The following is a 26,310-nucleotide window of genomic DNA, read 5'->3' as shown; positions in this document are numbered from 1 at the left end:
CTCACTCCGCGTCGCGGGGTTCGTCCGTGGGCTCGGGCTCCGGCCGGCAGTCCTGGAAGCACCCGCCGAACCGGGCGGAGTCGATCGGGGTGAACCGCTGCGGCGGCGAGCCGGCCAGCGCGCCGATCATCGTCTCCTTCCAGATGGGGCCCGGCAGGGCGGCCCCGTCGACGGCGCCGTAGTACCTCCCGCCGATCGTCACCCCGGCCAGCTTGTGGGCCTGGGAGCCGCGCGGGTCGCCGATGCTCACCGCCGCCGCCAGGTCGGGGGTGAAGCCGGCGAACCAGGCGGTCGCGTAGCCGTCGGTGGTGCCGGTCTTGCCCGCCGCGTCGCGGCCGATGCCGCCGACGCCGCGCATCGTGCCGTCGGTGAACACACCGGACAGCACGTCGGCGGTCGCGTCGGCGACGGCGGGCTCCAGCGCCTGACGGCACTTCGGCCGGTAGGCGGTGGCCTCGCCGTCGCGGCCGGTGATCCGGGTGATCGCCATCGGCGCGCAGTAGCGGCCGCGTGCCGCGATGCCCGCGTACGCGCCGGCCACCGTCACCGGGTCCATCTCGTCGATGCCGAGCGTGAACGTCTCGTACTCGCTCAGCGGGCGGCCGTCGGCCCGGCGGATGCCCAGCTCCTCGGCCGTGGTGACCGTCTCGCACAGGCCCACGCGCCGCTCCAGCTCCATGAAGAACGTGTTGACCGAGCTCCAGGTGCCGGTGCGCAGCGTCTTCCATCCCGGCGAGCCCTCGTCGTTGGTGACCGTGTGGCCGGGGTCGCCGACGTTCTCGCCCGCGCAGTTCCTGAACGCCGCGGGACCCGGCGCCCGGTAGCCCGCCCCCGCGCTCAGGCCGTCGCCGGTCTTCATGCCCTGCTTCAGCGCGGTGATCAGGGTGAAGGTCTTGAACGTGGAGCCCGCCTGGAAGCCGGCGCCGCCGCCGTGCCCGGCGTCCGCGACGACGTTGTACGAGATCTCGTTCCTGGCCTTGCTCCGCCCGTACGGCCTGCTCGCCGCCATGGCCCTGATCGCTCCGGTGCCGGGCTCGACGAGGGCTTCGGCGGCGACGGGGTGGTCCGAGGCGTGCACGTACCTCTTGACGGCCCGGTCGGCGGCGGCCTGCATGGCCGGGTCGAGCGTGGTCCTGATGGTCAGGCCGCCGCCGTTGAGCATGCGCAGGCGCGCCCTGGCGGTCTTGCCGAAGGCGGGGTTGTTGGCGATCTCCTGGCGGACATATATGCAGAAGTACGGATATTTGCTGGCTTCGCAGCCACCGGGGAGCTTCTTGCCTTTGTAACCCAGTTTGGTGGCCTTCGCCTTGGCCGCCTCCGCCGGGGTGATCGCGCCCAGTTCGGCCATCCGGTTCAGCACGACGTCGCGGCGCTTCAGCAGTCGCGCGCGGTGCTTCTCGCCGAGGTTCGGGTCCGTGGCGTTGGGGTCCTGCACGGCGCCGGCCAGGGTGGCCGCCTGCGGCAGCGTGAGCCGGCTCGCCCGGACGCCGAAGAACCGCTTGGCCGCCGCCTCGACGCCGTAGGCGCCGGCACCGAAGTACGCGATGTTCAGATATTTCTCGAGGATCTGGTCCTTGGTGTACTTCTCCTCCACGCCCATGGCGTACCTGAGCTCTCTCAGCTTGCGCGCGTAGCTGGACTCCAGGGCGGCGTTCCGCTCCTCCTCGGTGCCGGCGGCGTTGAGCAGCACCTGCTTGACGTACTGCTGGGTGATGCTCGACCCGCCCTGGCTCACCCGGCCCGCCTGCAGGTTCTTGGCCAGCGCCCGGATCGTGCCTTCGAGGTCGATCGCGCCGTGCTCGTAGAAGCGGTAGTCCTCGATGGCGACGATCGCCGTCCGCATGACCTCCGCGACCCGGTCGAGGCCGACGACCTCGCGGTACTCCTCGTAGAAGCGGGCGATCTCCTTGCCCCGTACGTCCAGCACGACCGAGACCTCGGGCAGCGGCGGCTCGGCCAGTTCGACCGGCCGCAGGTCGGCCACCGCCGCGGCCGACATGAACCCGAGACCCGCGCCGCCCACGGTCGGCGCCGCGAGCCCCGCCACGAGCACGCCCGCCGCCACCCCTGCGGCGGTGAGCCGTACGATCTTCGTCCCCCGACGTGCCATCAGTGCCCTTTGTCCTTCTGTCGCCCGGCAGTGGGCAGGAGCAAAGCAGACCTGATCGGATGGCGTCCAATAGCGATATGGGGAAGCAGGTGATATCGGTGTGCATATCACCGCTGGTCAGCCCGTACACGACGAAGGCCGCCGCGCCCCCCGGGGGTGCGGCGGCCTCGCGATTCGCGTCAGGGGACGATGTTGACCAGCTTCGGCGCGCGCACGATCACCCGCCGGGGCTCGCCCCGCAGGTGGGCCCGGACCTTCTCCGAAGCCAGCGCGATCGACCGCAGCTCGTCCTCGGCGATCTCCGGCGAGACCTCCAGCCGGTCGCGCACCTTGCCCGCCACCTGGACCACGCAGGTCACCAGGTCGCGCACCAGCAGCGCGGGCTCGGCGCTCGGCCAGCCCGCCTTGGAGACGGTGCCGCCCTGGTGGCCGAGGCGCTCCCAGCCCTCCTCGGCGGTGTAGGGAGCCACCAGCGACAGCATGACGGCCAGCGTCTCGGCCGCCTCGCGGACGGCCGGGTCGGCGGCGCCGGGCCCGGAGTCGATCGCCCGCCGGGCGGCGGTGGTCAGCTCCATCATGCGGGCCACCGCGACGTTGAAGCGGTGGGAGTCGACCAGCTTGGTGACCTCGTCGATCGTGCGGTGGGTGACCTTGCGCAGCTCGACGTCGCCGCCCTCGAACGGGACGCCGGGCTCGCTGGTCACCTCCGACATCACGCGCAGCGCGCGGGCCAGGAACTTCTGCGACGCGGCGGGCGAGACGTCGGCCCAGTCGATGTCGTCCTCGGGCGGGCCGGCGAAGACCATGGTCAGGCGCACCGCGTCGACGCCGAAGTCGTCGATCTGCTTGCCCAGGTCGACGCCGTTGCCCAGCGACTTGGACATCGCCTTGCCGCCGTTGATGACCTGGCCCTGGTTGAGCAGGCGCAGGAACGGCTCGGTGAAGCCGACCATGCCCATGTCGTACAGGACCTTGGTGAAGAACCGCGAGTAGAGCAGGTGGAGCACGGCGTGCTCGACCCCGCCGACGTACTGGTCGATCGGGCCCCACCTGCGCACCTGCTCGACGTCGAACGGGCCGTCGGTGCAGCCCGGCGAGCAGTAACGCAGGAAGTACCACGACGAGTCGACGAAGGTGTCCATCGTGTCGGTGTCGCGCTGGGCGCGGCCGCCGCACTTGGGGCAGTCGACGTTGACCCAGTCGGTCGCGCTGGCCAGCGGGCTGACGCCCTTCGGCGCCAGCGCCTCGCCGCGCAGGTCGGGCAGGGTGACGGGGAGCTGCTCGTCGGGGACGGGCACCTCGCCGCAGTCGGGGCAGTGGATGATCGGGATCGGCGTGCCCCAGTAGCGCTGGCGGGACAGCAGCCAGTCGCGCAGCCGGAAGTTGACCGCGCCGCGGCCCCTGCCCTCGGCCTCCAGGACCTGGATGATCTCGGCGATGGCCTCGGCCTTGCCCAGCCCGTCGAGCGGCCCGGAGTTGACCATCTCGCCCTCGCCCGAGGTGGCGACGCCGGTCTCGCCGGGGTCGGCCAGCCCGGTGTGGACCACCACCCGCACCGGCAGGCCGAACTTCCTGGCGAAGTCGAGGTCGCGCTGGTCGTGGGCGGGCACCGCCATGATGGCGCCGTGGCCGTAGTCGGACAGCACGTAGTCGGCCGCCCAGACGGGGATGCGCTCGCCGTTGACCGGGTTGATCGCGTGGCGGCCCAGGAAGACGCCCGTCTTCTCCTTCTCGGTGGACAGCCGCTCGATGTCGCTCAGCTTGGCGACCTCGGCGCGGTAGGCCTCGAAGGCCGGGCGGTGCTCGTCGGTGACGATCTCGTCGGCCAGCGCCGCGTCGACGGCGACCACGAAGAACGTGGCGCCGAACAGGGTGTCGGGCCGGGTGGTGAAGACGTGCACCGGCTCGTCGCGGCCCTCGATCTCGAAGACCACGTCGGCGCCCTCGGACCGGCCGATCCAGTTGCGCTGCATGGTCATCACGCGCTCGGGCCAGCCGCCCTCCAGCTGGTCCATGTCGTCGAGCAGGCGCTGCGCGTAGTCGGTGATCTTGAAGTACCACTGCGTGAGCTCGCGCCTGATGACGTCGGCGCCGCACCGCTCGCACTTGCCGGCCACGACCTGCTCGTTGGCCAGCACGGTCTGGTCGTTGGGGCACCAGTTGACCAGGCCGCCCTTGCGGTAGGCGAGGCCGCGCTCGAAGAAGCGGTTGAACAGCCACTGGTTCCAGTGGAAGTAGTCGGGGTCGCTCGTGTGCAGGCGGCGCGACCAGTCGAAGGAGATGCCGTAGCGCTTGAACGAGTTGGCCTGCGTCTCGATGTTGCGGTAGGTCCACTCCGCGGGGTGGGCGTCGCGCTTGATCGCGGCGTTCTCGGCGGGCAGGCCGAAGGAGTCCCAGCCGATGGGGTGCAGGACGTTGTAGCCGCGCTGGAACCAGTAGCGCGCGATGACGTCCGCCAGGGCGAAGACCTCGCCGTGGCCCATGTGGAGGTCACCCGACGGGTAGGGGAACATGTCGAGCAGGTAGCGCCGCTCACGGGGATCGGCGGCGTCCTCGCTCGCCCGGAACGGGTCCATCTCCTCCCAGCGCGGCTGCCACTTGGCCTGCAGCGCCTGCGGGTCGTACTCACTCACGGCGGTTGTCCTTCTGATTGACTCGGACTCGGACCCATAAGAAAACCCCCCGTGACCAGGACGAGGGGCAGCCGCGACGGCGAGGAACTCAGAACCGTCGCGGCCCGGTAAGGAGCAGGGTCGCGGAACGCATACGTCAAGCCTAGCGCACGTCTTCGGCTGAATGCGGGCGGCCGATCGAGGTACGAGGGCACAATGGGCCCTTCAGGCTCGCGAGACCTGATGGTGATCTATCCGTTGTGACCTCATATGTCCCATTAGAATACGCTCGTCACCGTGGTGCACTCAGCTGGACCGGAACGTTCGGAGGCCGACCTGCCGATGCAGGATCCGCCGACCGATCCGCATGGCTTCGCCCGTTTCGCTGCGGAGTCGGCTGACTCTCTTGGAAAATCCCATGAGATCATGCACGGTACGTCGAGTCCGGACAAGCGCTCAGGAGGGCCGGAACCCATGGCATCGGAGAATTCCGGAGCGTCGCACCGGCCACCCTCCTGGCCCGAAGTTCCGCGGCAGGACGTGCCCACCGCGTGGCCCGAGGCGCCAGGCTCTCAGCCCTCGTGGCCGGAGCCGCCCCGCGACGACATTCCCACCGCGTGGCCGGACGCCCGGCAGGGCGGCGCTCCCACGTCCCGGCCGCCCGGCCCGTCCTGGCCCGAGACGCCGCCGTCCGCCCCCGCCTGGCCCGACGCGGGCTCGCAGGGCCCGTCGTCCCCGCCCGCGTCGTGGCCGGACGCCCCGTCCGCCTCGCGGGGCGCCTCCTGGCCCGAGGCGCCGCCCGCCGCCCAGCCCTCGTGGCCGGAGCCGCCGCCGGTCAAGGACCCGGTGCCCGCCTGGTCCGAGCCGCCGGCCTCGTCCTACTCCGACGCCTGGTCCAACCTGAACTCCCCCGCCCCCTGGCCGCAGCAGGCCGACGCCTCCCGCCCCGGCGACCCGCTGGACGGGACGATGACCATGAACCGGGTGCCCGACCTGCAGCCCGCCCCGGTGGACCCGGACGCCGCGATCCTCGGCTCGTACGGTCCTGGCGGGCTCGACGACCACCCGGGACGCGCGCGCAGCTCCGCCGCCGCCGCCGACGAGCACACGATGATGTACGGACGAGCGAGCCTCACCGGTTCCGGCGCCAACCCCGTACCCAGCCACCCGGACACCTACGGCGGTCCCGGACGCTCCGACAGGTACGGCGGCGCGGACGGCCACGCCGGTTCCGGTGGCATGGACGGATACAGCAGCCCCGGTGGCGGCGGTTCCGGGCGCACGGACGCTTACGGCTCCGGCGGCATGGACGGATACGGCGCCAACCGGTACGGCAACCCCGGGGGTTCCGACGGGTACGGCGGGCAGGGTGTCGCCGACCCCGGCGCGCGGAACGGCTACCCCGGCGCGAGCGGCCCGGAGGGCTACGCCGGCCCCGGCGCACGAGCCGCGCACGCCGGAGCGGGCGTGGAAGCCCCGGCCGGTCCGGGTGGCGGCAGTCCCGGCGGCCCAGGCGGCTCCGGCGGCCCGGGTGGTTCCGGTAGTCACGGTGGTTCCGGTAGTTCCGGGGGGCCTGGCGGCGTGCCCGGTGGACCGTACGGTCCCGGCGGGTCCGGCGGCTCCCATGGGCCGGGTGGCGGCCCCGGAGGGCCGGGCCACGGCGGACGAGGCGGAGCCGACGGTCCGTACGGCGGGCCCGGCGGAGCCGACGGTCCGTACGGACCTGGCGGGCCCGGCGGTCACGGTGGTCACGGCGGAGCCGACGGCCCCTACGGACCTGGCGGGCCTGCAGGGCATGGTCATGGTAGGCCCGGGACCGAGCAGGGCAGGCCCGGGGCGAACCTCAGCCGGGACCCCTCCGACCCTGACCGCCCGTTCGTGACGGCCGGTCAGATCAGCGGCTCCCGCACCCCTCCCCCCGAGCGCCAGCAGGAGCTCTGGAACACCGTCTTCGGCGACAACTACCAGGCGATGGGCGAGCCGGAGTCGCTGGACGAGCCCGGCAAGCCGCTGTGGATCTACGCCCTGGCCAGCTCGGCGGCCGTAGCCCTGGTGATCGCGCTGCTGTGGGCGTTCATCGCCGGCCCGCTGGCGAGCGAGGACCCGGGCAAGTCCGCGGCGCAGGCCACCCCGTCCCAGTCGGCCCCCGCCACCCCGAGGAAGACGTCCGTCACGATCGGCAGGCTGCCCGCGTACAAGGGCAACGCGTCGCCGGTGACCGGCACGGTCCAGGACCCGCAGGCGGGCATCCAGGTCCCCCGGCTCGGCGGCACCTGGCGGCTCGACGAGCGGCCGACGGTCAAGGGCACCTACGGGTACGACACGCGCCAGTACGCCATGGTCGGCGACGACCTGGCCGCCCAGGTGCTGACCGGCCCGCTGCCCGCCAAACTGGCGGGCAGGTACACCTCTCCGGACGACCTGGAGCCGGTGATCAAGGCGGTCGTGGTCGACGCGCGCAAGCGGCTCTACGCGGACGGCAACAAGGTGCGCAAGATCGCCCAGCAGTCGCTGAAGGTGGGCGACAGCACGGGCAGGCTGATCGCCTACTCGCTCACCTCGCCCACCGAGAAGGCCACGGTCGTCGCCGCCGCGATCAACACGGGCGGCGACGTGCCGGCGATCGTCTTCATGTCGGTGCCCGCGGAGGGCAAGGCGCTGCTGCCGGACGTCAACACCGTCGTCAAGCGGCTGCGCCTGATCTCCCAGGGCTGACCGTCAGAACCTGCACTCCATGTGCTTGATCCCGTTGATGAAGCTGGAGTGCAGCCGGTCCGGGTTGTGACCCTCGATGCCGGGGACGCGCCGCAGCAGCTCGCGGAACATCACCGTGATCTCGCGGCGCGCCAGGTGGGCGCCGAGGCAGAAGTGCGGCCCCGGCCCGCCGAAGCCGACGTGCGGGTTGGGGTGGCGGGTGATGTCGAAGCGCTCGGGGTCGTCGAACACCTCGGGGTCGCGGTTGGCGGCCCAGTAGTAGAGCACGACCTTCTCGCCCGCGCGGTACGGGTTGCCGTTCATGACGTGGTCGCGGGTGACCTTGCGGCGCATGAAGTTGACCGGTGACGCGAGGCGGACGATCTCCTCGACCGCGGTCGGCGCGTGCTTGTCGAAGTCCTGACTCCAGAGCTCGCGCTGCTCGGGGTTCTTGGTGAGCAGGCGCAGTCCGTACGAGATGGCGTTGCGGGTGGTCTCGTTGCCCGCCACGACGAGCAGGATGAAGAACGAGCCGAGTTCCTGCATGGTCAGCCGCTCGCCGTCGATGTTGGCGTTGACCAGCGAGGAGGTGAGGTCGCTCGTCGGGTTGTCGGCGCGGTGGGCGGCCAGGTCCTGGACGAGCTGCTGGAGCTCCATGCCGGCGGTGAGCAGGCGCTCGGCGATGCCTTCGACGTCGGTGCCGACGTACTCGGGGTCGAAGCCGCCGAGGATCATGTTGGAGCGCTCGAAGACGAACTGGTAGTCGCGCTCCGGGATGCCCATCATGTCGCAGATGATCTTCAGGGGCAGGCGGGCGGCGACCTCGGTGACGAAGTCGCAGCCGGGGCCGTTGGCGAGGAGGTCGTCGACGATCTTCGCGGCGGCGGTGTCGACGTCCGACTCGAACTGCTTGATCATCTTGGGCGTGAAGGCCCGGGAGACGATGCGGCGCAGGCGGGCGTGGCGCGGGTCGTCCATGTTGATCATGGAGCCGAAGTACTCGGTGAACTCCGCCGGCATGTCGGGGATGTTCGTCGCGCCGCCGTCGCCGGAGCAGAAGACCTCCGGGTTGCGGCTGGCTTCGAGGATGTCGGCATGCTTGACCAGGGCGTGGTAGCCGGGACCCCTGGGCGCGAAGGAGATCTCCGGCTCCGCGAAGAACGCCGGCGCCGCACGCCGGCGCAGCAGGTCGAAGGCCTGCCTCCGCTCCGACATGGGCCTGGCCCAGAAGTGGGTGTCCGACAGGTCGAAGTCGAGGACGCTCATGGTGCCCATCATTCGAGCATGGGCGGTTCCGCGTCAACACTTTGCACGTACACCGTACGTACCTTTCATCCGGAGGCACGTATACACCGGGTATATACCTCCGGTGTATAGTCGTCCGCCATGACAGTCCCCCTGGCCCTCCTGGGCCTGCTGGATCGCGAGCCCAGCTACGGATACGACCTGAAGCGCGCCTACGACACCTACTTCGGCCGGGGCAAGCCGCTCCCCTTCGGGCAGGTCTACTCCACGCTCGGCCGCCTGGCCAGGGACGGCAAGGTCACGGCCGGCCAGAGCGAGCCCGGCGAGGGCCCCGACCGCAAGCGCTACGCCATCACCCCGGTCGGCAGGCAGGAGGTGGAGGCGTGGCTTGCCGAGCCGGTGGCCGCGGAGCCGCTGCTGCAGACGGTCCTGTTCACGAAGGTCGTGCTGGCGCTGATGCTGGGCCACGACGCGCACGGCTATCTCGACGCGCAGCGCGCCACCCACATGCGGCGCATGCGTGAGCTGTCGGAGATCAAACGCTCCGGCGCCCTGGTCGACGCCCTGCTCGCCGACCACGCCCTGTTCCACCTGGAGGCCGACCTGCGCTGGATCGACGTGACCACGGCCCGCCTGGGCGCGCTGGCGGAGACGGTGCGGCAGTCATGACCGTCGACGGCCTTCCTGTGCCCGGACCGTTGCTGGAGGCCCGCTCCGTCGACCGCTCCCACGGCCGTACGCGGGCGCTGCGCGAGGCGAACCTCTCCGTGACCGCGGGGGAGATCCTGGCGATCATGGGCCCGAGCGGCTCCGGCAAGTCCACGCTGCTCCACTGCCTGGCCGGCGTCTTCACCCCCGACGCGGGCGAGGTCTGGTTCGGCGGGCGGCGGCTGGACACCCTGAGCGACGCCAGGCGGTCCGAGCTGCGCCGCACCGCGTTCGGCTTCGTCTTCCAGTTCGGCCAGCTGGTGCCGGAGCTCACGGTGGCCGACAACGTCGCCCTGCCGCTGCTGCTCGGCAGGGCCGGGCGCAAGCAGGCCTACCATCGGGCGCGCGGCTGGCTGCGGCGGCTGGAGCTGGACGACCTGGGCGAGCGGCGCACCGGCGAGCTGTCCGGAGGGCAGGCGCAGCGGGTGGCGATCGCCAGGGCGCTGGTGACGCGGCCCCAGGTGATCTTCGCGGACGAGCCCACCGGCGCGCTCGACTCGCTCGCCGGCGAGAAGGTCATGGAACTGCTCGTCGGCCTGGCCCGCCAGGAGGGCGTGACCGTGATCGTGGTGACCCACGACGCGCGCGTCGCCGCCTGCGCCGACCGGGAGGTCATGGTGCGTGACGGCAAGGTCACCGACCCCTACGCCGGCGGGGCCGTCCGATGACGCTCTGGCTGGGCCTGCGGCTGTCGCTGCGCGGCGGCCGGGAGGCGGCCGTCCGGCTGGCGCTCGTCACCGCCTCCGTCGCGATGGGGGCGACGGTGCTGCTGTCCACGGTGGCGCTGTTCAACGCCTTCCAGGTGACCGCTGACCGCCCGTGCTGGGAGTGCACGACCGGCTCCGCGCCGGGCGGCTGGGCGCTGGGCGCCACCCCGGGCGCCGTGCTGTGGAACCACCGCCAGGACTCCTACGCGGGCCGCCCGATCAAGCGGCTCGACGTCGCCGTCCTCGACGGAACGCCCACAGCGGCCGTGCCCGGCGTCCCCGAGCTGCCCGGCGCGGGGCGCCACTACGTCTCGCCCGCGCTCGCCGAGCTGATGGACGCCGTGCCGCGCGAACAGCTCGCCGGCCGCTTCCCCGGCGACCGCGCCGGCCTGATCGGGCGGGCGGCGCTGTCCGGCCCTGACGACCTGGTCGTCGTCGTCGGCCGGACCCCCGGCGAGCTGGCCGCCATGGCCGGCACCGCGGCCGTCGACGCCGTCGCCACCACCCCGCGCGCGGACGACACCGCGGCCCTCTACGAGCACGGCTTCGGCATCGCCGCCGTCGGCCTGATCTTCCCGCTGCTCGTCCTCGTCGGCACGGCCACCCGGCTGGCCTCCGCCCGCCGCGAGGCGCGCTTCGCGGCGATCAGGCTGGCGGGCGCCACCGCGCGGCAGATCAACGTGATCGCCTCGGTGGACGCGGCGCTCGGCGCGCTGCTGGGCGCGCTCGCCGGCGTCGCGGTCTTCCAGGCGGTGCGGCCCGCCCTGGCCGGCGTCGCCGTCACCGGCTCCCGCTTCTTCCCCGACGTGGTCGCGCCGACCGCTCTCCAGTACGGCACCGTGGTCGCGGGCGTGCCTCTCGCCGCCGCCGGCGCCGCGCTGTGGTCGCTGCGCCGGGTGCGGATCACACCGCTCGGCGCGGCGCGTAAGGTGCGGGCCGCCGCCCCGGGATGGTGGCGGGTGCTCCCGCTGCTGGCGGGGCTGGGGCTGTTCGCGGGCCCGGTGTTCGCGGGCGGCGAGGACCCGGACGCGCTGCTCGTCGACGCCGGCCTGGCGCTGATCATGGTCGGTCTCGTGGTGGCCGGGCCGTGGCTGACGATGCTGGCCGCGCGGCTGGCCGCCCGCGTCACGCGCGGCGCGGCGACGTTGCTGGCCGCGCGGCGGCTGGCGGCCGACCCGAAGGGGGCCTTCCGGTCGGTGAACGGGATCGTGCTGGCGGTCTTCATCGGCACGGCCGTCGCCGGGATCGTCCCCGCCGTCGTCTCGGGCCAGGAGGCGGCGGGCGGCGGCACGCTGAACGAGGTCATGCGGGCGCCGTTCGGGTACGCCGACGCCGCCGAGGGTCAGCCTCTGCCGCCCGCCACGGCGGCCGAGCTGCTCGCCAAGTTACGCGCCCATCCCGGCGTCACCGTGCTGCCGATCTACCGCAGGGCCGATACGCCTGCCTTGCCCGACGGCCCTCCGCCGTGCGACCCGGGCCCCGGCTGCAGGCTCGACTTCCTGCTCGGGCACGTGGTCGAATGCGACGCCCTGGCCTCCTTCCCGGCGCTCGGCCGGTGCGCCCCGGGCGTCCACGCGGTGACGGCCGACTTCAACCGGCTGCTGACCAGCGACAACATGCTCTCCGTCGACCGCAACCTGCCGGTCGTGGACGCGGGCAGCAAGGCCGACACGGCCACAGCCGACCGGCCCCTGGCCGCGGTGCTGATCCACGCGGCCGACCCGGTCGTCCGTGAGCGGATCCGTACGCTGCTCAATCCGTACGTCGCCCTCTCCGGCAGCGCCGAGACACCGCAGACGTTCGCCGAGGTCGCCCGGGCCCGCGCGGTGCTGCTGGACCAGGTGGAACGCGTCGCGCTGGCCATCGTCGCGCTGACCCTGCTGGTGGCGGGCTGCGGCCTGCTGGTGGCGGTCGCCGGCGGCGTGGTGGAGCGCAGGCAGCCGTTCACGCTGCTGCGGCTGTGCGGCACGCCGACACGGACGCTTACCAGGGTGATGCTGCTGGAGACGGCCGTCCCGGTGGTGCTGGCCGCCCTGGTGGCGGCGGGCGCGGGCTTCGGCGTGGCCGGGCCGGTGATCGACCAGCTGGCGATCAAGAGCGCCCCGGCGACGATGCCTGGCCCCGCCTACTTCCTGACCGTCGGCGGCGGGCTGCTGGCCGCCCTGCTGATCGCCCTCGCCGGTCTGCCGCTGCTCAAGCGCGTGACCACCCCCGACAACGCCCGCTTCGAATAGGACCGCCGATGATCAAGACATGTGTCCGGCGGCTGGCCGCGCCGCTCGCGGCCGCACTGACCGCCTCCCTCCTCGTGGCGGCGCCCGCGCCGGCGCGGGCCGCAGAAGGCCGCTACACCGCCGACATCAGGCGCACCGAGTACGGCATCCCGCACATCTCCGCGAAGGACCACGGCGGCCTCGGCTACGGCTACGGTTACGCCTTCGCGGAGGACAACCTGTGCGTCATGGCCTCGTGGGCGCTCACCCTGCGCGGGGAGCGGTCGCGCCACTTCGGCGCGGAGGCGATGTCGGACGACGCCGTCGACCCGGTCTCCAACCTGGCCAGCGACGTGTACTACAAGAGCGTCCACGCGTCGGGCGTGCTGCGCCGGGTGCTCGCCCGCCCGGCGCCCCACGGCCCCGGTGCCGAGGTGCGGGCGCTCGTGGACGGCTACGTGGCCGGGTTCAACCGTTACCTGAGCGAGACGGGCGTGGCCGGGTTGCCCGACCCGGCCTGCCGGGGCAAGGACTGGGTCGGCCCCATCACCGCCACGGACGTCTGGATGAACCTGCTCGACCTCGGCCGCCTGGCCGGAAGCTCCTCGTTCAAGGAGGCCATCGCCGCCTCCGGGCAGGAGGAAGAGGAGATGAAGCAGCCGGACAGGAAGAAGAAGGTGAGCGCCCCCGGCAGCAACGCCTACGCCCTCGGGCGCGAGGCCACCCGCAGCGGCCACGGCATGCTGCTGGCCGACCCCCACTTCCCGTGGAACGGGAGCCGCCGCTTCTACCAGGTCCACCTGACCATCCCGGGCGTGCTCGACGTGTCGGGCGGCAGCCTGTACGGCACCCCCATGGTCCAGATCGGGCACAACGCGAGCGTGGCCTGGACGCACACCGTCTCCCACGCCCAGCGCTTCACCCTGTACCGGCTCAAGCTGGTGCCGGGCCGGCGCACCACGTACCTGGTGGACGGCCGGCCCGAGCCGATGGGCCGGCAGGAGGTGTCAGTCACCGTCCGGGACGCCAAGGGCGCGACCAACACCGTCACCACCACCCTGTACACCTCCCGGTACGGCCCGGTGCTGGCCACCGGCTGGACGGAGGGGACGGCGATCGCCCTGGCCGACGTCAACGCCGCCAATCTGCGCTTCGCCGACGAGTGGCTGGCCATGGGAACCGCCCGCGACTTGGCCGGGCTGCGCCGCGCGCAGGACACCTACCAGGGGATGCCCTTCGTCTACACGCTCGCCGCGGACGCCGGCGGCGAGACGCACTTCGCCGACGCCTCGGTGGTCCCGCACGTCACCGACGAGCAGGCGGATCGCTGCCGCGCCGGGGACGACCCGGAGATGCTCATCCTGGACGGGTCCACGTCGGCCTGCCTGTGGGGCGAGGACGCGGACGCGATCGAGCCGGGCGTCTTCGGCCCCGCCGCCCAGCCCCGGCTGGCCCGCAACGCCAACGCCGACCCCTGGCTGACCAACCCGGAGGCCCCGCTCACCGACTATCCGCGCATCTTCGGCGACACCCGCACGCAACGGGACCTGCGCACCCGGGTCGGCCTCGACATGATCGCCCAGCGGCTGTCGGGCGGCGACGGGCTCGGCGCCCCCGGCTTCACGCTGGACACTCTCCAGCGGACGGCGACGGGCAAGCGCAACCTGAGTGCCGAGCTGCTCCGCCCGGATCTGCGCGCGCTGTGCCGGGCCAAGCCCGTGATGACGGCGAGCGACGGCGAGAAGGTCGACGTCCGCCGGGCCTGCGCCACGCTGACGGCCTGGGACGGGCGGGCCCGCCTGGACAGCCGTGGCGCGATTCTGTGGCGCGAGTTCTTCCTGGGCCTGCACCGCCCGCAGAGACGGCCCGACGGCGGGGTCATCCCGCCGAGGAGCTGGTGGAAGGTGCCGTTCGACCCCGAGCACCCGCTCACCACACCGCGCGGGCTCGACCTCGCCAACCCGGCGGTGCCGGCCGCGCTGGCCGACGCCGTGCGGTTCTTCAGGGCCAACGACCTCCCGCTGACGCTGACGCCGGGGCAGGCCCAGTGGTACGGCGCCGTCCCGGTGCCGGGCTGCACCGAGGCGGAGGGGTGCTTCGACCGGATCCGCGCCCGCGGCGCGCTCGGCGAGGAAGGCCGCTATGCGGACGTCGACACCGGCTCCAGCTTCCTGATGGCCGTGGAGCTGACGCCGTCCGGGCCGCGCGCCCGCACCGTGCTGACGTACTCGCTGTCGGCCGACTCGACCTCGCCGCACCACGCCGACCAGACCGAGCTGTTCTCGCGCGGCCGGTGGGTGACCGGGCGGTTCACCGAGGCCGAGATCAGGGCGTATCCGGGGCTCACGACGGTGTCACTGCGTTGACGCGGCCTGGTGGAAAACCCGTGGTGATCGCCGGCGGGTGATCGCTAAGGTGGCCGCGTGACGTTCTTCTACCTGCGTTAGCGACCCGCCGGCGGGTCGCGGACGACCCACCGCCGGCGATGCGGGACGGCCTGCCGCCGTCCCGGGTCGCGACGTGGGAGAAGACAGGTGCGAGATTCGCAACCTGCGGAGGGACGCCGGGCGCGTTCTTCCGCGCACACTCTTGCCGTGGCACGGTCGGTTCGTGGCATCGAACCGCTGGTCGCCGCGGAGATCCGGAATTCACGGCTGGGCCGGGTGAGCGGGCTGCGCCATCGTGAGGTGTGGTTCGAGCCCTCGGGCTCCTGGGCCGGGCTGACAGGGCTGCGGACGGCCGACGACGTGCTGCTGGTGGCGGCCGTCGTGGACGGTGTCGGGCCCGCCCGCGCGGCCCTGCGCCGCCTGGCCGCCGCCGCCCGTACGATCACGTACCCCGGCGTCCCCGCGCAGCCGGGGATCGAGGTCTCCGCGTCGTTCGTGGGGCGGCGCAACTACACGCGGTTCGAGATCGAGGACGCCGTCGGGGCGGAGCTGGCGCGGCGGCTGGGTTCGCCGTACCACTCGCGCTCGGGCGGCGCGGCGCCGCCCGGCGGGTGCGTCGCGTGGCGGGTCACGATCGAGGGCGACCGGGCGGTGATCGCGGTACGGATCGCGGGCCGGCCGCTGCACCGCAGGCCGTACAAGACGGCCTCGATCCGGGGCACCCTGCACCCGCCGCTGGCCGCCGCCATGGCCGGTCTGGCCCGGCTCGCCGGGGCGCGCACGGTCCTGGACCCGTGCTGCGGCGCGGGCACCACCCTCATCGAGGCCGCCGCGCTCGCGCCGCAGGCCCTCCTCCTGGGCCTCGACCACGACCCGGCCGCCATCGCCGCCGCCCGCGAGAACGCCCGCCACGCCGAGAACGGCGCGGACGGCGCACCCCGCCGCACGGCTGACCTCCGCGTCCTGGCCGGCGCGAGCCGCACGGGCAGGGGCACGAGGTTCCGGTGGGGGGTGGCTGACGCCGGGCGGGTGCCGGTGGCCGGGGGCAGTGTCGATCGGGTGCTGGTGAATCCGCCGTGGGGGCGTCAGGTGCCGCCCGCCGGGGAGCTCGCCCGGGAGCCGGACCGGCTGTGGCGGGAGATCCGCCGCGTGCTGGCCCGCGACGGGCTGGTGGTGGCGTTGTCGTACGACGAAGGCGGCGACCCGCCGGGGTTCGAGACCGTGGAGCGGGTGGAGGTCAGCCTGTCGGGGCGGCATCCCGTACTGGCAGTGCTGCGGCTCAGGGAACGGCGGCGAGCCAGTCGAGGACGAGCCGGTTGACCACGTCCGGCCGCTCCAGGTGCAGGAAGTGGCCCGCGCCGGGCACCAGCTCGGCGCGGGAGCCCGGCGGCAGGTGCGGCAGTGCCTGCTTGACCACGTCGGGCGTGAGGCAGCCGTCGCGGTCGCCGTGCAGGTAGAGGATGGGCGTCGACTCCGCCCTGCCCGGATCCGGGTAGCGCCCGGAGGCCGGGGTGGTGCCCATCATGGCCCGGTAGTAGCCGATGGCCGCCGCCAGGTTGGCCGGCTCCCCGATGCTGCGGCGCACGAAGGCGAGGTCGTCGGAGGCGTCGTAGCCGGGCGACCAGTCCTGCCAGAGCCGGTCCAGGAACCCCGGGGTCGCGGCGGCCGACTCGGCCAGCGGCGTCTGGAAGAGGAACACGTAGAACGACCGCTTGAGCTGGTCGTAGTCCATCAGCCCGGCGAGCAGCGCGGCGGGCGGCGGGACCGCCATGGTCACGGCCGCCCGGAACCGGTCGGCGACCGCGTACGCGGGGAACGCCCCCCAGTCGTGCCCGACGAGCACCGCGCGCTCGTCGCCGCCGAGCTCCTCGTGCAGGGCGAGCACGTCGGCGGCGAGCGCGGCGCCCTCGTAGGCGGCGTCGGCGGGGATCTCGGTCGGCGCGTAGCCGCGCGTGAAGGGCGCGACCGCGCGGTAGCCGCGCCCGGCGAGCTCGGGCAGCAGGTGACGCCAGGTGTGCGCGGTGTCGGGGAAGCCGTGCAGGCACAGCGCCAGCGGCCCGTCCCCCACGGTCAGATACGAGAACTCCACCCCGTTGGCGTGGACGGTTCTGATCTCCATGACTGCGCAACCTAACATTCCGGACGCCCGCGCGGGGGCGTCCGGGGCCGATCAGCTTCCGGCGATCAGGTCGGCCGCCTTCTCACCGATCATCACCGCCGGGGCGTGGGTGTGGCCCCGGTTGAGGGTCGGCATGACGGAGGCGTCCGCCACCCGCAGGCCCGCCACGCCGCGGACGCGCAGCGACGGGTCCACGACCGACGCCTCGTCCACGCCCATCCGGCAGGTGCCGACGGGGTGGTAGAGGGTCTCGCCGCGTTCCCTGATCCACTGGGCGATCTCCTCGTCGCTCTCCGGCATGGTGTACGGGGGCATCGGCCCGCCCGCGTACGGCTTCATCGCGTTGGTGGCGAACACCTGCTTGGCCGTCTTGAGCCCGGCCGTCAGCCGTTCGACGTCGACGCCGGCGCTCAGGTAGGCGGGGTCGACCACCACCTCGCGGCCGTTCAAGCCGATCCTGCCCCGGCTCTCGGGCTGCAGCAGCACGACGCCGACGGTCAGCCCGTGGCCGGTGGGCGGGGTGAGGCCGTGGTCCTTGAACGGCACCGGGGCGTAGATCAGCTCGATGTCGGGGGCCGGCTCCTCCGGGGAGGTCCTGATGAAGGCGACCGCCTCGCCCACGTTCGAGGTGAGCATGCCGGAGCGGAACACCAGGTAGCGCAGCAGGTTGGCGACGGACTCCGCCCTGGTGAGCGTGACGGGCTTGGTGCAGGAGACGAAGGCACCGGTGGACAGGTGGTCCTGGAGGTTCTTGCCAACCTCGGGGAGGTCGCGCACGACCGGCACGCCGGCGTCGCGCAGTTCGTCGCCGGCCCCGACGCCGGAGCGCATGAGCAGGTAGGGGGAGCCGATGGCGCCCGCCGACAGGATGACCTCGCGCCTGGCCCTGATCTGGGCGCCGCCGCTGTGCTCGATGCCGGTGGCGCGCCCGTCCTCGATCGTGATCCGGTCCACGGGGGCCTCGGTGATCACGGTGAGGTTCGGCCGGGGCAGCGCGGGGCGCAGGTACGCGTCCGCGGCGCTCCAGCGGCGGCCCCGGTCCTGGGTGACGGGGGTGGGGCTGTAGCCCTCGTTGGACGGGCCGTTGAGCTCGTCCAGGCGGCGTAACCCGAGCTCCTCGCAGGCTTTGAGGAACGCGGCGGTGGTGACGTTGGGGCTGCGCAGCTCGGAGATGAGCAGCGGGCCGGTGGTCCCGTAGACGCCGCCGTGGTTGCTGCCGACGCGGCGCTCGGCCCGGTGGAAGTACGGCAGCACGTCCTCGTACCCCCAGCCGGGGATCCGCCACTGGTCGTAGTCCAGGGCGCAACCGCGCACCCACATCTGGGCGTTGAGCGAGGAGGAGCCGCCGAGGACCCGCCCGCGCGGCCAGTAGAGCTCGCGCCCGGCCATCTCGCCCTGCTTCGCGGTGGTGAAGTCCCAGTCGTACGGGGTCTTGAAGAGTTTGGGGAACCCGAGGGGCATGCGGATCTCAAGCTTGTCGTCCTGGCCGCCGGCCTCGACGAGCGCCACGGACACCGCGGGGTCGGCCGAGAGCCTCGCCGCCAGCACGCACCCCGCCGAACCGGCTCCGACGATCACGTAGTCGTACTCCATGGACCCCTCCCAGGGGCGAGTAACTTGTTACTTGCTTACTCCAGCGGCGGCATCGCGTCCATACGCATCTGTAACCTGAGTTACCTACCGGTTGGTATGCCCCCGCTGCGAAGATGTGGCCGAAGGCCCAACAAGGAGGGAAGGCGTCATGCTCAACCTGTCGATCGTCCTGGAAGACAGTGCCAGGAACACTCCGGAGAACACGGCCGTCGTCTTCGGCGACATGCGGCTGCCGTACTCCATGATCGACACCGTGGCCAACCAGGTCGCGAACCTGCTGGTCTCGCGGGGCATCGGCAAGGGCGACAAGGTCGCGATCGCCTGTCCCAACCTGCCGTACTTCCCGTTCGTCTACTTCGGCATCCTCAAGGCCGGGGCGACCGTGGTGCCGCTCAACGTGCTGCTGCAGTCCAGGGAGATCACCTACCACCTGGACGACAGCGACGCCAAGGCGCTGTTCTGCTTCGAGGGCACGCCCGAGCTGCCGCTGGGCGAGCGCGGCCGGGCGGGCTTCGAGGGGGCCGAGGGCTGCGACCACTTCTTCGTGCTGCCGGCCACGCCGCTGGCGACCGAGTCGGAGTACGGTGAGTCGGTCTGGGCGGCGCTGAACGGCATGTCCGGCGAGTTCGAGACCGTGCAGACCTCGGCCGACGACACCGCCGTCATCCTCTACACCTCGGGCACCACCGGCCAGCCCAAGGGCGCCGAGCTGAGCCACCAGAACATGCTGATGAACGTCATGGTCAACGACAAGATGTTCCCGCGCTCGGAGAACGGCGACACCTACATGGGCGTGCTGCCGCTGTTCCACTCCTTCGGGCAGACGGTGGTCATGAACACCGGGTTCATGCGCGGCGCCAAGCTGGTGCTCATGCCGCGCTTCGAGCCGGGCGAGGCGCTGGAGCTGATGCGCCGCGAGGAGGCGACGTTCTTCGCGGGCGTGCCGACCATGTACTGGGCCATGCTCACCAAGATCCACGCCGAGGGCGCGGAGCCCCCGGCCACGCTGCAGGTCGCGGTGGCGGGCGGCTCCGCCTCCCCCGTCGAGGTGCTCAAGGACTTCGAGCAGACCTTCGGCATCGGCATCCTGGAGGGCTACGGCCTGTCCGAGACCGCCCCGGTGGCCAGCTTCAACCAGCCGGGCCGCCCGGCCAAGCCCGGCACGATCGGCACCCCGATCTGGGGCGTGGAGATGAAGCTGATCGACAACGACTGGAAGACGGTCGAGGGCGAGGGCCCCGGCGAGATCGCGATCCGCGGCCACAACATCATGAAGGGCTACTACGGCCGGCCCGAGGCGAGCGCCGAGGTGATGCGCGACGGCTGGTTCCGCACCGGCGACATCGCCACCCGCGACGCCGACGGCTACTACTCGATCATCGACAGGGCCAAGGACATGATCATCCGCGGCGGGTTCAACGTCTACCCGCGCGAGGTGGAAGAGATCCTCATGACGCACGAGGCGGTCTCGCTCGCGGCGGTGGTGGGCGTGCCGCACGACTCCCACGGCGAGGAGGTCAAGGCGTACGTCATCCTCGACGCGGGCGCGAGCCTCACCGAGGACGAGCTCGTCGCCTGGGCCAGGGACAACATGGCGGCCTACAAGTACCCGAGGATCGTGGAGTTCCGCGACGCGCTGCCGATGACGGCCACCGGCAAGATCCTCAAGCGCGAGCTGCGCTGAGCCCCGCAGGCCCCCTTCCGTAGGGAGGGGGCCCAGGAGCGAAACGCTTTCCCCCGCGTCCGCGATCTGTTCGTGTACGGCTCACGAACATCGGAGGATCGCATGGAAGCTGGCACGCTCGCCGTTCCCGGCGCCGAGCTGTACTACGAGCTGCGCGGGTCCGGCCCGGTCCTGCTGCTGGTGAACGGCGGCGAGGGGGACGCGGGCGCGTTCGCGCCGCTGGCCGCACTGCTCGCCGACCACTACACCGTGATCACCTACGATCCGCGCGGCAACTCGCGGAGCCGGCTGACCTCCCCGATCGGCGAGCAGCGCATCCCCCAGCACGCCCGCGACGCGCACCTGCTGCTACGCGCGCTCTGCCGGGAGCCCGCCTACCTCTTCGGCACGAGCTACGGCGGCATGGTCGTGATGGACCTGCTGGCGGCCCGTCCCGAGCAGGTGCGCGCGGCGGTCGCGCACGAGCCGCTCCTCATCGAGCTGCTGCCCGACGCCGACCGCTGGCACGCCGCCTTCCAGGAGGTGTACGAGACGTACGAGCGGGAGGGCGCGCCGGCGGCGGTCCGGGCGCTGAGCGCCCTGCTCGGCGTCGCCGCGCCGCCGGAGGCGTCGGCGGGGCTGCCGCCTCCGGTCGCCGACATGCTGGCGCGGGTCCAGGCCAACATGTCCTTCTGCGTGGCGTACGAGCTGCGGTCGTTCGTCCGTTATGTGCCCGACCTGGAGGCGTTGCGGGGCGGCAAGTTCACGCTGGCCACCGGCGGCGAGACGGGGTCCACCGTGGGCCACCGCACCGCCCTCGCCCTCGCCGAGGAGCTCGGGCTGGACATCGCCGGCTTCCCCGGCGGGCACGTGGGTTTCCTCACGCACCCGGCCGAGTTCGCCAAGACGTTGTACGAGGTGCTGGAGAGCTGATCAGGGCCAGTCGCGGGACGGGCGCAGCGGCATGCCGGAGCGCCCCTGGCCGTCCAGCTTGACGCCGAGCACCTGGTGGAGCTGGATCTTGTTGCGCTCGAAGCCGACGATGCAGCCCGCCATGTAGAGGGCCCAGACGCGGGCGGTGCCCATGCCGACCTCCTGGACCGCGTCCTCCCAGTTGGCGTCCAGGTTGTCGCACCAGTGGCTCAGCGTCTTGGCGTAGTGCTCGCGCAGGTTCTCCTCGTGGCGGATCTCGAAGCCGTTGTCCTCCATCTGCCTGACCAGGTAGCCGACCGACTCCAGCTCGCCGTCGGGGAAGACGTAGCGGTTGATGAAGCCGCCCTTGTTGAACGTCCTCTCCTTGCCGGTGGGCCGGGTGATGCAGTGGTTGAGCAGCCGGCCGCCGGGCTTGAGCTTGCCGTTGAGGAAACCGAAGTAGGCGGGCAGGTTGTCCTTGCCGATGTGCTCGGTCAGGCCGATGGAGCTGACGGCGTCGAAGTCGCTCTCGGTCACGTCGCGGTAGTCCATGTGGCGGACCTCGGCGAGGTCCTGCAGCCCGGCCTCGGCGATGGCCTTCTGCGCGTACTCGGCCTGCTGGCGGCTGAGCGTCACGCCGAGCGCCTTGACGCCGTAGTGCTGGGCGGCGTGGATGACCATGCCGCCCCAGCCGCAGCCGACGTCGAGCAGCCGCATGCCCTCCCGGAGCCCGAGCTTGCGGGCCACCAGGTCGAACTTGGCGAACTGGGCCTCCTCCAGCGTGGCGTCCTCGGAGGGGAAGGTGGCGCAGGTGTAGGCCATGGAGGGGCCGAGCACCCACGAGTAGAACCGGTTGGACACGTCGTAGTGGTGGTGGATGGCCTCGGCGTCGCGCTGCTTGGCGTGGCGGGAGCCCAGCCTGGCCAGCGCGCTGGTGCGCACCTCCTGCGGCGGCACAGGGACGCGCATGAGCAGCGGCTTGAGCCCCAGCGAGCGGACCGCGGCGACCTTCTCGGCCGGGGTCAGGTCGTTGGTCGTGATGTTCCACATCCGGTCGAGCAGGGTGTAGAGGTCGCCGTGCACGTCGATGTGGCCCGACACGTACGCCCGGGCCAGCCCCAGCTCCCCGGGAGCCTGCGCCAGGTAGGCCACCGCGATGGGCGACTTCACCTCAAGGGTGACGTCGGCGCCGTCGGGGCCCGCCTTGCTGCCGTCATACGCCATGAACGCGATGCCGGCGTCCGTGCCGACGATCTTCTCGAAGATGGACGCGAGAGCCATCACATCACCTTCCCCGCACACACTTGTCGTACAGATCAAGCAGGCGGCCGCTCGGATCGTATTCCCGCTTGACCGGCCAGTAGGCGTCGCCGTTGTACAGCCGCCAGAACTCGTCGCGGCCGTAGAAGGACGTCGAGTAGAGCGACTTGTGCCCGTCGAGCTCGTGCACCGCGTTCTCGATGAGCCGGTTGTGGTGGCCGTCGAACCGCCCCCGCGGCAGCGGCACCATGCCCCAGAAACCGAAGTTCACGTACAGCTTCCCGGGCTCCAGGGGGTAGAGCGGCCAGCGGGAGCTCGCCCGCAGCGGGCACATCCAGACCGGCGTCATGCCGACCTGGCCGTGGAAGAACTCCAGGAACTCCGCGCCCCGCTCGACCGGCACCTCGACGTCCTGGATGACCGACTCCTGCACCGGCCGGCCGCGCCAGCGGTCGATGCGGGCGGTGACGCCGTGCTTGCGGTCGAGGGCCACGAGCCTGCGGTAGACGTCGGAGCGCATCCAGCGGCGCGGCATGAACGTGCGGACCATCGGCTGCTGCACGCCGAACGCGCGCGAGCACCAGAACCAGTCGGTGTCCCAGCGCCACAGGTAGTCGCGCACGGTCAGCCAGTCGCGGCCGCGCTGCCGGATCGACTGGTAGTAGATGCGCATGCCGGTGTAGTCGGAGGTGTAGGGCGCCCGGTCGGCGAAGCGGCCGACGGTGAGGTAGAGCTCCTGCGGGCCGAAGAAGACCCCGTCGACGAAGTCGACCGGCTCGCCGTCGTGCTCCATGCTCTCGCAGATCTCCTGCATGGCCAGCATGCACTTGTCGGCGTCGGTGAACCTGACGTGGGTGAGCCGCACGTACGGATGGACCTTGCGCAGCTTGATGCGCAGGCGCAGCGCGTAGCCGAGGGTGCCGTAGGAGTTGGGGAAGGCCCTGAAGAGGTCGTGGTGCTCGTTGTCGTCACGGGCGACGATGACGCGGCCGTCGCCGGTGAGGATCTCCAGCTCCTCGACCGACTCGTGGGGCAGGCCGTCGCGGAAGCTGGTCGACTCGATGCCGAGCCCGGTCACGGCCCCGCCCAGGGTGATGGTCTTGAGCTGGGGGACGACGTACGGCATCAACCCGTGGCGGAGTGTGGCGTCCACGAGGTGCTCGTAGGTGGTCATGCCCTGGACCTCGGCGGTCATCGTCTCGGGGTCGACGCTGATGACCTCGTCGAGATCCCTGGCGGAAAGCCCGGCCGTCTTGCCGGAGTCGCGGAACCTGAAGAGGTTGGACGTGGCCTTGGCCAGGCGCGGCGCGGCGTCGCCGGGAATCTCGGCGTAGGAGCGCCGGATGTGCTCCACTGCCCGTCGGTGTGTCGACATCGTCGTCTTCACGCAAGCACCCCCTGGAGCCGGCAGAGATCGTCGACAGAACGTTATCTCTCCGGGACAACATGGAACAGACCGGGGGCGTTAAAGACACGAAAACTGTTCATCGTGCCAGCTACAAGCCTAAGAAGCCGGTGATTCCGAGTATTTCCGCGTAATTGGCTGACAAACGCCATTCACCACGTTGACGACTTCGCGGCCCTCGACGGCCGCGGCCAGGTTGTCCAGCGTGACGGTCATCAGGCGGCCGGTGGCCTCCTGGGTCACGCCGGCGACGTGCGGTGACAGCAGCACTCCGGGCAGCTCGCGCAGCGGGTCGCCGGCAGGCAGCGGCTCGGCGTCGAACACGTCCAGCGCCGCGCCCCCGAGATGCCCCGAACGCAGCGCCGCCACCAGCCCGTCCTGGTCCACGACCCCGCCCCTGGCGGCGTTGACCAGCACGGCGCCCCGCTTGAGCCGGCGCGGGTCGATCAGGCCGCGGGTCTCCTCCGACAGCGCGATCACCACGACCACCACGTCACTGGTCTCCAGCAGGTCCTCCAGCGCGGTGTAGCGGGGGTCCTCCCGGGGCGTGCGCGTCCAGTAGGAGACCCTGCCGCCGAACGCCCCGAACAGGCGGGCGCACGCCTCCCCGATCGGCCCGTAGCCGACCACGCCCACCCGGGCGGCCCCCAGCTCCCGTGGCTGGAGCGCCTGCTGCGGCCACTCCCCCGCGCGCACGGCCGCGTCGGCCGCGGCCAGCTTGCGGGTCACCGCCAGGGCGGCGGCCACGCACCACTCGGCCACCGCGCCCGCGCTGACGCCCGCCGTGTTGGCGACCGGCACGCCGGCGGCGGCCAGCGCGGCCAGGTCGTGGCCGTCGACGCCGACCGAGGGCTGCTGCAGGAACGCCAGCCGGGGCGCGGCGGCCACGGCCGCGGCGTCCAGCGTGAGCTCGCCCGTCCAGTCGCCCAGCACGATCTCCGCCTCGGGCAGCGCGGCCAGCAGCGCCGCGCGGTCGCGCGTGGCGGGCGCGCGCACGCTCACCCGGTCGCCGAGCGGGGCGAGCAGCCGGCGGATCAGGTCCACGGGGAGCGGCGGGAGCGCCAGCAGGTTCCAGGGCGTCATGCGCCCACCGTAAAGCTCTCCATCACCTGGCGCATCAGGCCGGTGTTGCGCTGCCACTGCGCCTCGGTGAAGGTCCAGGACAGGATGTAGGCGGTCTCGCCGATCGTCACGGCCCGACGCACCTCGTGGTACTTCATGCCGGGCGCGGCCCACGGCGTGCCGCCGCCCGCCTCGGCCACCCAGGTGAACTCCCACTCCACGGCCTGGGCGCCGTTGTGGCTGACCTTCCTGAGTCCGGCGTCGCGCAGGACGCCGGCGCCCCCGGCGGACTTGAACGCCTCCTCCTCGTCGCGCAGGAGCTGGTGCGGGTCGAGGCTGGCGTAGACGGCCTCGACGGCCAGGTGACCCATCCGGTGCGGGTGCGTCCACTCGGCGTGGTGCTCGCCGCGCGCGCCCTTCCAGCCGGCCGGCCGCTCGATCGACCAGCCGGCGGGCGAGGTCCAGGCCCGCACCACGGGCCTCGTCCTGGTCGGGGCGGGCGTCGGCGCGAGCGTGGAACTGGCCGTCGGCGTCGGCGTGGCGGACGGCGGGGCGCTCGGCATCGGGCTGGTCGCCGCGGCCCGCTGGGCGAGCTGCGCGGTGCCCTCCGCCGGTCCGGCGGACCTGAAGTACGCGACGGCGCCCGCCGCCACGACCACGACGGCGGCCGCGGCGGCCGCCACGACGGCGCGGCCGAGCCCGCGCGACACGCGGGGGCCGGGCGCGTCCCGGTCGGCGGCGGCCGGCCTGGCCTGGAGGACGGCGTCGAGCAGCTCGTCCGCCTCCTGGGCGGTCACCCGCTCGGCCGGGTCCTTGCGCAGCAGCCCCTGGAGCACCGGGTGCATGATCGGCGGGATGCGCCGGTAGTCGGGCTCCTCGTCGAGGATGGCCTTGAGCGTGTCCATGGGCTCGCCGCGTTCGAACGGCGAGCGGCCGACCAGCGTGGCGTAGAGGGTGGCGCCCAGCGACCACAGGTCGGAGGCCGGGCCCGCCTCGGTGCCGCGCACCCGCTCGGGGGCCAGGAATCCGGGCGAGCCGGTCACCATGCCGGTCTTGGTGAGCGAGGACTCGCCCTCGGCCGTGGCGATGCCGAAGTCGGTGAGCACCGCCCGGCCGTCGTCGGTGAGCAGCACGTTGCTCGGCTTCACGTCGCGGTGCAGGATGCCCTGCCCGTGCGCGGCGACGAGCGCGGACAGCACCTGGCGCCCGACGTCGGCGGCCTGCCGCACCGGCAGCGCGCCCATGGTCGCCACGACCTCTTCGACGGACGGGGCGCGCACCAGCTCCATGATGATCCAGGGCCGCCCGTCCTCCTCCACCACGTCGTACACCGCGACCACGGACGGGTGGTTGAACTGGGCGGCGGTGCGGGCCTCCCGCGCGGTGCGGACGAGCTGACGCTCCTGGTCGGCGTCGGGCAGGCCCGCGGGCAGCACCACTTCTTTGACCGCGCACTGCCGGTCGAGCAGCGTGTCGTGGCCTTCCCAGACCACGCCCATCCCACCGCGGCCAAGCGCGCGTACTAACTCGTAGCGCTTGGCGATCAGCCGGCCGCTATCCGCATCCATGTCCTACCCCTGTTGACCACCCGAATAGTGGGCAAGTTTCCCATACCTCACC

At 72.3% G+C, this 26,310-nt stretch carries 17 protein-coding genes; 8 read left to right on the top strand and 9 right to left on the bottom strand.

Going from position 1 to position 26,310, the window contains the following annotated elements; translation table 11 throughout:
* Position 1: 1 nt before the first annotated feature.
* Together FR742_RS06715 and leuS are read right to left on the bottom strand one after the other, a co-directional pair.
* Complete coding sequence (locus tag FR742_RS06715; RefSeq protein WP_148030133.1) at positions 2–2,110, bottom strand: transglycosylase domain-containing protein; 2,109 nt, start codon at positions 2,108–2,110, stop codon at positions 2–4.
* Between the two features lie 179 nt (positions 2,111–2,289).
* The gene (gene leuS, locus FR742_RS06710) at positions 2,290–4,743 is read right to left on the bottom strand and encodes a leucine--tRNA ligase (RefSeq protein WP_148030132.1); all 2,454 of its coding nucleotides are present in this window, start codon (positions 4,741–4,743) and stop codon (positions 2,290–2,292) included.
* 519 nt (positions 4,744–5,262) lie between these two features.
* Here leuS and FR742_RS44375 point away from each other — a divergent pair.
* Complete coding sequence (locus tag FR742_RS44375; RefSeq protein ID WP_187281027.1) at positions 5,263–7,437, top strand: hypothetical protein; 2,175 nt, start codon at positions 5,263–5,265, stop codon at positions 7,435–7,437.
* Between the two features lie 3 nt (positions 7,438–7,440).
* Here FR742_RS44375 and FR742_RS06700 read toward each other — a convergent pair whose 3' ends face one another.
* Positions 7,441–8,682: a cytochrome P450 gene (locus FR742_RS06700; RefSeq protein WP_148030131.1), complete on the bottom strand. Its 1,242-nt coding sequence runs from the start codon at positions 8,680–8,682 to the stop codon at positions 7,441–7,443.
* Positions 8,683–8,802: 120 nt separating this feature from the next.
* On the opposite strand from FR742_RS06700, the gene FR742_RS06695 reads away from it, so the two are divergent.
* The 5 genes from FR742_RS06695 (at position 8,803) to FR742_RS06675 (ending at position 15,996) form a co-directional block, all read left to right on the top strand.
* Complete coding sequence (locus FR742_RS06695; protein WP_148030130.1) at positions 8,803–9,330, top strand: PadR family transcriptional regulator; 528 nt, start codon at positions 8,803–8,805, stop codon at positions 9,328–9,330.
* On the top strand, positions 9,327–10,037 hold the full coding sequence (locus FR742_RS06690) for an ABC transporter ATP-binding protein (RefSeq protein ID WP_148030129.1): 711 nt from the start codon (positions 9,327–9,329) through the stop codon (positions 10,035–10,037). The genes FR742_RS06695 and FR742_RS06690 overlap by 4 nt, the downstream gene beginning before the upstream one ends.
* Positions 10,034–12,310, top strand: a complete 2,277-nt coding sequence (locus tag FR742_RS06685; RefSeq protein ID WP_148030128.1) for an FtsX-like permease family protein — start codon at positions 10,034–10,036, stop codon at positions 12,308–12,310. Before FR742_RS06690 ends, FR742_RS06685 begins: the two co-directional genes overlap by 4 nt.
* Positions 12,311–12,318: 8 nt before the next feature.
* A complete protein-coding gene (locus FR742_RS06680; protein WP_148030127.1) occupies positions 12,319–14,655 on the top strand; it encodes a penicillin acylase family protein in 2,337 nt (778 codons plus the stop codon).
* Between the two features lie 228 nt (positions 14,656–14,883).
* The gene (locus tag FR742_RS06675) at positions 14,884–15,996 is read left to right on the top strand and encodes a methyltransferase domain-containing protein (RefSeq protein WP_148030126.1); all 1,113 of its coding nucleotides are present in this window, start codon (positions 14,884–14,886) and stop codon (positions 15,994–15,996) included.
* On the opposite strand, the gene FR742_RS06670 is transcribed toward FR742_RS06675, so the two are convergent.
* Both FR742_RS06670 and FR742_RS06665 read right to left on the bottom strand, forming a co-directional pair.
* Positions 15,956–16,795 carry an alpha/beta fold hydrolase gene (locus tag FR742_RS06670; protein ID WP_148030125.1) on the bottom strand — a complete coding sequence of 280 codons (840 nt, stop codon included), beginning with the start codon at positions 16,793–16,795 and terminating at the stop codon, positions 15,956–15,958. The genes FR742_RS06675 and FR742_RS06670 overlap by 41 nt on opposite strands.
* A gap of 51 nt (positions 16,796–16,846) precedes the next feature.
* Positions 16,847–18,388, bottom strand: coding sequence for a GMC family oxidoreductase (locus FR742_RS06665; RefSeq protein ID WP_148030124.1), 1,542 nt, complete (start codon positions 18,386–18,388; stop codon positions 16,847–16,849).
* A gap of 148 nt (positions 18,389–18,536) precedes the next feature.
* Between FR742_RS06665 and FR742_RS06660 the strand changes: the two genes are divergently transcribed.
* On the top strand, positions 18,537–20,072 hold the full coding sequence (locus FR742_RS06660; RefSeq protein WP_148030123.1) for a long-chain fatty acid--CoA ligase: 1,536 nt from the start codon (positions 18,537–18,539) through the stop codon (positions 20,070–20,072).
* Positions 20,073–20,174: 102 nt separating this feature from the next.
* The gene (locus tag FR742_RS06655; protein WP_148030122.1) at positions 20,175–20,984 is read left to right on the top strand and encodes an alpha/beta fold hydrolase; all 810 of its coding nucleotides are present in this window, start codon (positions 20,175–20,177) and stop codon (positions 20,982–20,984) included.
* On the opposite strand, the gene FR742_RS06650 is transcribed toward FR742_RS06655, so the two are convergent.
* The 4 genes from FR742_RS06650 to FR742_RS06635 all read right to left on the bottom strand — a co-directional run bounded on the left by FR742_RS06650 (position 20,985) and on the right by FR742_RS06635 (position 26,258).
* Positions 20,985–22,244 (bottom strand): cyclopropane-fatty-acyl-phospholipid synthase family protein, encoded by a 1,260-nt coding sequence (locus FR742_RS06650; protein WP_148030121.1) that lies wholly within the window; start codon positions 22,242–22,244, stop codon positions 20,985–20,987.
* A 4-nt stretch (positions 22,245–22,248) separates the two neighbouring features.
* Positions 22,249–23,598, bottom strand: a complete 1,350-nt coding sequence (locus FR742_RS06645) for an FAD-binding oxidoreductase (RefSeq protein WP_148030120.1) — start codon at positions 23,596–23,598, stop codon at positions 22,249–22,251.
* Positions 23,599–23,727: 129 nt separating this feature from the next.
* Positions 23,728–24,711 (bottom strand): NAD(P)-dependent oxidoreductase, encoded by a 984-nt coding sequence (locus tag FR742_RS06640; RefSeq protein WP_148030119.1) that lies wholly within the window; start codon positions 24,709–24,711, stop codon positions 23,728–23,730.
* Positions 24,708–26,258 carry a serine/threonine-protein kinase gene (locus tag FR742_RS06635; RefSeq protein ID WP_148030118.1) on the bottom strand — a complete coding sequence of 517 codons (1,551 nt, stop codon included), beginning with the start codon at positions 26,256–26,258 and terminating at the stop codon, positions 24,708–24,710. Before FR742_RS06635 ends, FR742_RS06640 begins: the two co-directional genes overlap by 4 nt.
* Between the last annotated feature and the right edge of the window lie 52 nt (positions 26,259–26,310).

Origin of the sequence: Nonomuraea sp. C10 (genome assembly GCF_008017515.1) — a bacterium.
GTDB classification, from domain to species: Bacteria; Actinomycetota; Actinomycetes; order Streptosporangiales; family Streptosporangiaceae; genus Nonomuraea; species Nonomuraea ferruginea.
This window is presented reverse-complemented; position numbering and strand designations above follow the sequence as displayed.